7 protein-coding genes are annotated in these 9,110 nt (G+C 69.0%); 1 reads left to right on the top strand and 6 read right to left on the bottom strand.

All coding sequences use genetic code 11. The features are described 5' to 3' along the window. Positions 1 to 304: 304 nt before the first annotated feature. The 6 genes from QK444_RS26080 to QK444_RS26055 form a co-directional block, all read right to left on the bottom strand. Positions 305 to 601: a hypothetical protein gene (locus QK444_RS26080; protein ID WP_029930944.1), complete on the bottom strand. Its 297-nt coding sequence runs from the start codon at positions 599 to 601 to the stop codon at positions 305 to 307. A 98-nt stretch (positions 602 to 699) separates the two neighbouring features. Beyond that, complete coding sequence (locus QK444_RS26075) at positions 700 to 1,908, bottom strand: hypothetical protein (protein WP_282784627.1); 1,209 nt, start codon at positions 1,906 to 1,908, stop codon at positions 700 to 702. Positions 1,909 to 1,938: 30 nt separating this feature from the next. Continuing rightward, the gene (locus QK444_RS26070) at positions 1,939 to 3,285 is read right to left on the bottom strand and encodes a HAMP domain-containing sensor histidine kinase (protein WP_282784625.1); all 1,347 of its coding nucleotides are present in this window, start codon (positions 3,283 to 3,285) and stop codon (positions 1,939 to 1,941) included. 97 nt (positions 3,286 to 3,382) lie between these two features. Continuing rightward, positions 3,383 to 4,099: a response regulator transcription factor gene (locus tag QK444_RS26065; RefSeq protein WP_282784623.1), complete on the bottom strand. Its 717-nt coding sequence runs from the start codon at positions 4,097 to 4,099 to the stop codon at positions 3,383 to 3,385. Positions 4,100 to 4,115: 16 nt separating this feature from the next. Continuing rightward, positions 4,116 to 4,511 (bottom strand): hemophore-related protein, encoded by a 396-nt coding sequence (locus QK444_RS26060; protein WP_282784620.1) that lies wholly within the window; start codon positions 4,509 to 4,511, stop codon positions 4,116 to 4,118. Positions 4,512 to 4,583: 72 nt separating this feature from the next. After that, positions 4,584 to 6,680: an AMP-binding protein gene (locus tag QK444_RS26055; protein WP_282784618.1), complete on the bottom strand. Its 2,097-nt coding sequence runs from the start codon at positions 6,678 to 6,680 to the stop codon at positions 4,584 to 4,586. A gap of 319 nt (positions 6,681 to 6,999) precedes the next feature. Here QK444_RS26055 and QK444_RS26050 point away from each other — a divergent pair. Then, positions 7,000 to 9,110, top strand: a 2,111-nt coding sequence (locus tag QK444_RS26050) for a sensor histidine kinase (protein ID WP_282784616.1), incomplete at its 3' end; no start/stop codon positions are given.

Genomic DNA, 9,110 nt, shown 5'->3' with positions numbered 1-9,110 from the left:
CAGCAGGGGGGGCACGAGTCGCGTGAGGGAGAGCGCCCGCGACGGCGAGAGCGATCCGCTCACACGCAACCGACCGGTACATCGGTCCCGCCCGAACCGGGCACGCCCGCGACCATTGCTCACCCCAAGGAACGCGACCACTGATCTCGCAAGAATCGGGGTAGCTCACCGGGGTAGGCCCACATAGGTTCCCTCCCGAACCGTCGGCACGGATGCATGAGCCCCCACGGCACTCCGCCGCCCGCCGACGACTCGGGGAGGCGGACAAGCACTCCGCCGCCCGCTGAAGTCCCGGAGAGGCGGACTAGCCCACGACAGCGTTCATGATGGTGCCCGCACTGGTGGCCGTCGCACCGCCGAGCATGGCGTTGGCGACCATCTTCGGGGACTGGAGTCCGCCGCCACCCCATTTCTCCCAGGCGAAGCGGCCGCCGCCGTAGGTGATGGCGGCGATTCCGGACATCTGGGCGAACCAGGTGAAATAGCGGAACATCTTCATGAGCTTGTCGGCGGCCGGTGGGGTTTCCGACGTGGGATTGGTGTACTGCTGTGCCACAACGGTTCCGTACAGGTCGTGCGCGGCGACGAGAATACTGCTCACGATCAGTTCCTCTCCGAATACCAGATGGTGGGGATGGAGCTTCTTGTGAAACCGGTCGACCAGAGCAAATCGGGCTTATTCTAAACCCAGTGATCTTGTTATTTGCGAACGATCTCCACGGGATCGGCGAGGCTGATAGCAATCTGTGACTGCTGTCCGCCGCTGCCCTTCGTGAGCGTCGTCACCGCCTGATTGGCCTGCTTACCCAGGGTGGTGGTGACATTCTGGAGCTGGTCCACCCCGCCCGTGAGCGCCTGCATGGCCGCGAGCAACTGCGCCGCGCCCTGATCGGCGAGCTGCGGGATCTGCTCGGCGAGCTGCGCGCCCTGGCTCAGCTGGGCGCTGGCGTCGCCGAGGCGCACGGCGCCATCGCGCAGCAGCTGACCGATCCGCGTGTCGGGGGTGACCTGGGTGCCGGTCAACTGTCCGAATCCGGTCAGCTGGGCGCTGGCCTCGTCGGCGACCTTCCGCAGCCCCTCGAGCTGGGTGATGATGTTCGCCAGCTGCGGATCCGCCGCGAACGGCAGAGCACGCAACAGCGGCAGCACCGTCGCGAGCCCGTCGCTCAGGGTGGTCGCCGACTGCTGCACCTGGCCGACCGTCACCCCGGTGCTGTCCAGGGTGTCGGCGAAGGAGTTGGCCTGCGCGGTCGCCGCCGACACTGTCTGCTCGAGCGTGGCGATGGCGGAAGTGATCTGTCCCGCACCCGATTTCGCGCTCTCCAGGAAGGCCAGCATCTCATCGGCCCCGCCCTGGAACTGCTCCGCGCCGTCGGCCGCCGCCTGCACGCCCGCACCCAGCAGCGTGGCGGTGAACGCCACCTGCGACACCTGTCCGCGCGCGGAGTTCATGAGGGCGAACACGGTGTCCATCCCGGCCGCGCTGATCTGCCGGGTCACCTCGGTGACCGCGTCGTTCACCAGGTTCGGGTCGGCGTGGTCGTTCGAGTTCACCTCGACCCGCGCCCGCTGCGGGGCGGCCGTGGCCAGCGAGGCGACGGAGGTGGACAGGTCGGCGGGCAGGGTGACGACCGCCGCGTAGTCGGCGGTGTCGGCCTCGTCGACCACCGCCCACTCGTGCGCGCCGCGCTCGCGCAGGGTGGTGGCGATGCGTTCGCCGAGGGGGCCCTCGTCCCCGTTGACGAGCGCCACGGAGGTGGGCGGATTCGCCGAGCGCAGATAGGTCACCGCACCGGCGGCGAGCGCCCCGGTCACGACGAGGGCGAGCAGTGCGAATAGCAGGCGTTTACGGCCGCGGATTCCGGCGCGATGCGATGCGGTCGAATTCGAGGTGCTGTTGGCGGACACGCTTTGCGACCGTACGGGTACGAAATGTCCTCAGCTCTGGCGATTGTCTGAGGGTTCGGTAAGGGATGCGGTGCGATCGGGCAGGTCCAGCACCAACCGTACGCCGCCGAGCGTGCCGTCGTCGAAATAGGCCCGGCCGCCGTGCAATTGCGCTTGTTGCGCGACCAGAGCCAGGCCCAGGCCGGAACCGCCCTTGCTGGCCTGGCTGCCCCGGAAGAATCGCTCGAATACCGAATAGCGTTCCGCCTCGGGGATTCCGCGTCCGTTGTCGTCCACGGAAATGATGATGTGCCCGTTGCGGGCCCGATGCGCCGACAGCAGCGCCTCGGTCGCCCGCCCGTGCCGCGCCGAATTGGTGAGGGCGTTGTCGACGGCGAGCCGCAGCCCGGTGGGCAGTCCCCGGGTGACCAGTTCGGCATCGGTGTCGATGCGCACCTTCAGATGGGGGAAGTGCCGCATGGCGTCGTGGGCGGCGGTATCGCAGAGATCGCCCACATCGGTTTCCACATGGTCGCGTTCGTCGGTGAGATCGCCGGCGGCGAGCCGCTCCAGCGCGGCCAGGGTGGCCTCCACCCGGTCCTGGCTGCGCTGGAGATCGGCCAGGATCTCCGCGCGCTGTGTCTCGTCCAGGTCCAGGGTGCGCAGCACCTCCAGGTCGGTGCGCATGGCGGTGAGCGGCGTGCGCAGTTCGTGCGCGGAGACGGCGGCGAAGTCACGCGCCGTCTCCAGTGCGGCAGCGGTCTCGGCCTGGGCCCGGTCCACCCGGCGCAGCATGGTGTTGACGGCATCGGCCAGTTTCTCGGCCTCGCGCACACCGGAGCCGTCCACCGGAAGCGGCGCACCGGAATTGGAGGGGCGGCGCTCATCCACCTGCTGGGTCAGATCGGCGATCGGGCGCACGGCGCGCCCGCCGAACAGCCAGCCCAGCGCGGCGGCGGCGACCACCGCCACCACGGCGGCGACGAGCACCCAGCGCCGCTGCTCGGCGGTGGCCTCGGCGGTCTGCGTGGTCGGAATGCCGAGGGAGACAACGCGTCCGGGCGGCTGGTTGTGATCGGTGGTGAGCACCCGGTAGGGCACGCCGCCCACGGTGACGGTCTCCGAGCCCAGCGGCAGTGGCGGCAGCTCGATCCGGGTGCTGTCCACCAGGCCCTGCTGATTGCGGACGGTGATCGCCAAATCCTTGTTGGCCCCCAGGAATTCGAGCACATTCACCGACAGCACCGGTTCGATGAGCACGATCTGCGAGGCCAGCGTCAACTGCTGGTCGGCCTGGGCGAGATTGTTGCGTTCGATGGCGTAGATGGTCACCCAGGACAGCGCGGCCACGATGACGGTCGCCCCCAGTGCCGCCGCGGCGGCGACGCGCGTACGCAACGAATACGACCTGGGCGGTCGGGACCGCTGCTCGGAGCGAGCGAACCACCTCCGCCGGATGGCGTTCACCGCGGCCGTCCGTTCCCGTCGGTGCCCGTCACTTCGGTGCTCGCAGCACGAATCCGACCCCGCGGATGGTGTGCAGCAGTCGCGGCGTTCCATCGGACTCCAGCTTGCGCCGCAGGTAGCCGACGAAGACGTCCACCACATTGGTGTCGGCGGCGAAGTCGTAGCCCCACACCAGCTCCAGCAGCCGCTCCCGGCTGAGCACCACCCCGGCGCTGCGGGCCAGGGTGGACAGCAGCTCGAATTCCCGCTTGGTGAGCTCGATCTCCTTGCCGTGCAGCAGTGCCCGGTATCCGGCCACATCCACCTCGAGCGGTCCGACGGTGATGCCGCCCGGGGTGGCCGGCGCGGCGGTATCGCTGCGACGGCGCAGCAGTGCGCGAATCCGAGCCACCAACTCGGCCAGGACGAAGGGTTTGACCAGATAGTCGTCGGCCCCCGACTCCAGTCCGGCGATGCGGTCGTCGACGGAACTGCGCGCCGAGAGCACGCAGATGGGCACCTCGTTGCCCATGGCGCGCAGCGCCGTCACCACCCCGGCCCCGTCCAGGACCGGCATATTCATATCGAGCACCACCGCGTCCGGTGACTCCTCGGTCACGGCGCGCAGGGCCGCGGCTCCGTCCCGGGCGATCACCACCCGGAACCCGGAGAGCCGCAGCCCGCGTTCGACGGAGGCGAGCACATCCTCGTCGTCGTCGACTACCAGCACGGTCGGGGTCTCTCCGCGTTCGGCCACGGTGTCCATTTTGGCGCAGGCGGGGTCAGTAGTTGTGGCAGGACTCCGCGACGGCCTGGATGGCGGCGGCGATTCCGCCCGCCCGCGGGTCGTTCTCGGCCTGGGCGGCGGCCTCCGGATTCGCGCGGACGTAGGCGTCGAATTCGGCCTGGCGCGCCTCGACGGGCTGGTCGAACTTGGCCCGCAGTTCGGCCTTGGTGTCGGGGTTCTGGTCCAGGAACTGGGCCAGCGCGGGGGCCTTGTCGTGCAGTGCGGCATCGACCTGGTCGAAGGTGCAGGTGGAGGTGAGCAGCGGTGCGACCATATCGGCGGGCGCGGCGGCGGCCGTCGCGGGGAGGAGCCAGACGGACACCGCGGTGAGAGCGCCGAAGGCTCCCGCGGCGGCGATGGCGCGGCGCGGACGGCTGTGCGTGGATGACATGCGCCCGACGCTAGGCCACCCGCTCGAGAGCCCGATGAACCGATTCTGAGAAGTTCTTGAAGAGTGAACCGCTCAGTTGGTGACGGCCGGATCGGCGGGAGCGTCGCCGCCGTCGGCGGTGTCCTGATCGAGAGGCAGCGGCGGCGTGCGTTCACCGCTGCGCATGAGTTCGGCCGCATCGCCCACCTGCTGTTCGAGCACGTCGAGCATGCCCGCGTCCTCGATGGTGGGCGGTACCTCGTACTCCTCGCCGGAGGCGATCTGCCGGATGGTGCGGCGCAGGATCTTGCCCGAGCGGGTCTTGGGCAGTGCGCTCACCACGACCACGTCGTAGAGGGTGGCGATGGCCCCGACCTGGTCGCGCACCCGCTCGGTCACCTCGCCGCGCAGTTGCTCCTGGTCGATGTCCATACCCTGTTTGAGCACCACGTACCCGATGGGCCGCTGCCCCTTGAGTTCGTCGGGTATCCCGATCACCGCGGTCTCGGCGACGGCCGGATGTCCCGAGATGGCGGCCTCGATCCCGCCCGCGGAGAGCCGGTGCCCGGCCATATTGATCACGTCGTCGGTGCGGCCGAGCACGAACAGGTAGCCGTCCTCGTCGAAATATCCCGAGTCGCCCGTCAGATAGTGGCCGGGATACGCGGATAGGTAGCTGCGTTCGAAGCGGGCGTCATCGCGCCACAGTGTCGTGAGTGTGCCGGGCGGCAGCGGCAGCCCGATCACGATAGTGCCCTCGGTGTTGGCGGGCACCGCGTTGCCGTTGGAGTCCAGCACCCGCAGCCGGTATCCGGGCACCGGCACCGCGGCCGAGCCGGGCTTGACCGGGAGCTGCTGCAATCCCAGCGGATTCGCACAGATCGGCCAGCCGGTCTCGGTCTGCCACCAGTGGTCCACGACGGGGCAGTCCGGGTGGTCGGCCAGCAGGGTGGTGGTCACCCACTCGTAGGTGGCCGGATCGAGCCGTTCCCCGGCGCAGAACAGCGCGCGCAGCCGGGACAGGTCGTGGCGTTTGGCGGCCGCCGCCTGCGGGTCGGCGCGCCGGATGGCCCGCAGCGCGGTCGGCGCGGTGAACATCACATCGACGCCGTAGTCCTCGATCAGCCGCCAGAAGGTGCCCGCGTCGGGCGTGCCGATGGGCTTGCCCTCGTACAGCACGGTGGTCGCGCCCACCAGCAGCGGCGCGTAGACGATGTAGGAGTGCCCGACCACCCAGCCGATATCGGAGGTGGTCAACATGACCTGCCCGGGCGCGACGTCGTAGATGTTGCGCATGGTCCAGGCCAGCGCGACCGCGTGCCCGCCGTTGTCGCGCACCACGCCCTTGGGCTTCCCGGTGGTTCCGGAGGTGTAGAGGATGTAGAGCGGATCGGTCGCGGCCAGGGATACCGGGTCGGCCGGTTCGGCGTCGCGGACGGCGTCTTCCCAGTCCAGCCAGCGTGCGGCCACCGTCTCGGTGGAGTCGGGCAGGTTCTCGGTGGCGGCCTGCGGGGTGGGGAAGCGGATGGTGGGGAAGCCGTCGCGCTGTTTCACCAGGACGAGCCGGGGCGCGGTGGTGTCGGCGATATCGAGGGCCTGCAGCACGATGGGCGGGTATTCGATGCGGCGGCCGGGTTCGAGTCCACCGGAGGCCGTGATGATGAGCACAGGTTCGGCGTCGTCGATGCGGGCGGCGAGTTCGGGGGCGGCAAACCCGCCGAAGACCACGGAGTGGACCGCACCGATGCGCGCGCACGCGAGCATGGCGATCACGGCTTCCGGGATCATCGGCATATATATGACGACACGATCGCCGGTCCGGACGCCGAGGCGTAGGAGGGATCCGGCAAACCGGGCGACTTCGTCCAGTAGCTCCTTATATGTATAGACACATCTGGCGCCCGTCATAGCGGAGTCGTATATTAGGGCGGGCTGATCGGCGCGACCCCCTTCGCGACCGTTGGACTGGTCATCGTCCGATGTGATGTCGCGCACATGGCGGTCGAGTGCGTTGTAGGAGGTGTTGAGGCGAGCATCGGGAAACCACCGGGCCGTCGGGCGGGCTGTCGGGTCCAGGATCTGGGTGGGAGGCACCTCCCAGCTGATGAATTCGGCAGCGGCGAGCCAGAACTCCGAAGGATCGACCAGGCTCGTCTGGTACGCCGGCCGGTACTCCTGCTTCGCGTTCAACCCCGTGACTCCCTAGCTCCCCGTCGATGCCCGCCTCGATAGATCTGCCTGATTGTGGCAGACTTCACGCGACGTCCGGGCGGACGCCGCGACCTTTGATTTTGTCTGGAACAGGCAGGTCAGCGACCGGTGGTTGCCAAGAGGTCACACAAGAAGTTATTGATCCGTTAGAATCGCATGTCACATATTTCGGCCGTCATGGACGCAATTTCTCGGCCAGCCGCAGTTCTCGGCCAGCTCTGCCTGTCGAGCCCAGCGTGCGATCGTGGAGGCTCGCTGATAGCGCGTGGCCAGGGCCAGTTTGGAAAGTGAGTGGGAGATGCGTGACGCCGCTAGTTCCGGCAGCAAGCGCTGGGCGCTGAGCAACTGGGACCTGCGCTGGAAGGTGACGGCTGTGCTAGCCGTCCCGCTACTGGTCGCGGTGGTGCTCGGCGCCTCCAGGATCTCGGCGGAGTTCCGCGAGTCGACACGGCTGTCCACAGCGGTGGAACATGTCAGCGTGATTCCGGCGATCACCGGCCTCAGTGCGACGGCGTCGCAGGTCGCCGGTGGTCAGATGGTGAAGATCGGCGGGAACTCGTTCACGACCGATCCCGAACTCGCCCAGCTGGACACCGCGATCCAGTTCGCCGAGAAGGCCGCGCCGAAGCTGAGCGATATGCCGAACGCGCGCGCCGCGCTGGACGACATGATCGTGGCCGCCAAGGCCATTCGGGCGCAGGGTCTCGCCCCCTCGGAATCGGTTCCCGACACGGTCGCGCAGATCGAGCGAGTCCGCGGCAGCAGCGTCAACACGGTGGAGTCGATTGTGGCCACCGTCGCCGACAAATCCGTCGACCAGGCCAAACTGCAGCTGGTCGACTCGCTTAACTCCCGTGCCGTGCTGGTCGGCGAGGTCGCCGGCTTCGCCGAGGCGCTACGCAACAACCCCAAGGACGGCGTCCGCGACATCCAGATCGGCATCAGCACCGAACGCCAGCTGCTGGCCGTGCTGGCGCACCGGTTCCCGGACGGCGATCCGCTGATCTCCGAGCTGCAGAACCAGGTCAACATCCGGCTCCAGCTGGTCGGCAGTCCCGAGGCCAGCGTCGGTCAGCTGCCGGTGACGGAACTCAAGGATTCGCTGGTCGTCAGCGTCGACAAGTACCAGACCATCGCGACCGACTCCACCAAGGCCATCGTGTCCCGAGTGGACGCCCTGGCCGCCACCGCACGCACCGACGCCATCCGCTACGCGGTCATCGTCGTCGCCACCATCCTCGGTGCGCTCGCCCTGGCCGTGCTGATGGCCCGCTCGATGATCGTGCCGCTGCGCCGGCTGCGTCTGGCCGCGCTGCGCGTCGCCGAACACGATCTGGCCCACGAGGTCTCCGCGCTGCGTGACGGCGCCGATCCGGAAGACGTTCCGCTCGAGCCCATGCCGGTGGACACCGACGAGGAGATCGGCCAGCTGGCCCGCGCCGTCGACGACATCCACGGTCAGGCGCTGCGCCTGGCCGCCGACCAGGCCGCCATGCGCACCCAGGTCAACGACATGTTCGAAACCCTGGCGCGGCGCTCCAAGTCGCTGGTCGACCACCAGCTCACCCTCATCGAGGCGATGGAGTACGACGAGAAGGACCCGCGCCTTCTCGAGAACCTGTTCCGCCTCGACCATCTCGCCGCGCGTATGCGACGCAACGGCGACAACCTGCTGATTCTCGCCGGCACCAAGCAGCGCCGGTCCAAGTCCGCCCCCGTCGAGATCGCCGACGTGCTGCGCGCGGCCATCTCCGAGGTGGAGGACTACGAGCGTGTGAAGCTGGGCGCCACGCCGCGCGGTGCCCTGGTCGAACCGGCCGCCTCCGACCTCGCGCACCTGTTCGCCGAGTTGCTCGACAACGCGCTGCGCGCCTCGCCGCCGGAGACGGACGTGAAGTTCACCTTCGCGCAGGCGCACGACACCGGTCTGCTCATCGAGGTCGCCGACCGCGGTATCGGTATGCCGCCGGCGGAGATGGCCGAGATCAACCGCCGACTGGAGACCACCGCCGAGGTCGGTCCCGACACCGCCCGGCACATGGGCCTGTTCGTGGTCGGCCGACTGGCCGAGCGGCACGGCCTGACCGTGCGGCTGCGTCCCACCTTCGACACCGCGCGCGATCCGGGTGTGACCGTGACCGTGCACGTGCCGAAGGCGCTCATCATGGCGCCGGGCGGCGCGATCTCGGTGCCGCCGCAGCCGGGTGGGCAGCAGCAGCCGGCCCCGCAGCCGGGTGGGCCGCAGCCGTCGGCCCCGTCCTCCATGCAGATGCGGGCGGTGACCCGCACCGCCACCGGCAATGTCATGGTGACCGTGGATCCGGGTGGCAGCGGTGCGATTCCGGCCGCCCCCGGATCGGGGGCCGGTGCTCCCGCGCCCGCCGCCGCGAACGCCTCCGGTGGGCTACC

Source organism: Nocardia sp. CC201C (assembly GCF_030010695.1).
Lineage (GTDB): Bacteria > Actinomycetota > Actinomycetes > Mycobacteriales > Mycobacteriaceae > Nocardia > Nocardia otitidiscaviarum.
This window is presented reverse-complemented; position numbering and strand designations above follow the sequence as displayed.

Excerpts from the sequence above, each read along its gene's own strand:
- QK444_RS26065 (WP_282784623.1), bottom strand. The coding sequence starts at position 4,099 with ATGGACACCGTGGCCGAACGCGGAGAGACCCCGACCGTGCTGGTAGTC.
- QK444_RS26060 (WP_282784620.1), bottom strand. The coding sequence starts at position 4,511 with ATGTCATCCACGCACAGCCGTCCGCGCCGCGCCATCGCCGCCGCGGGA.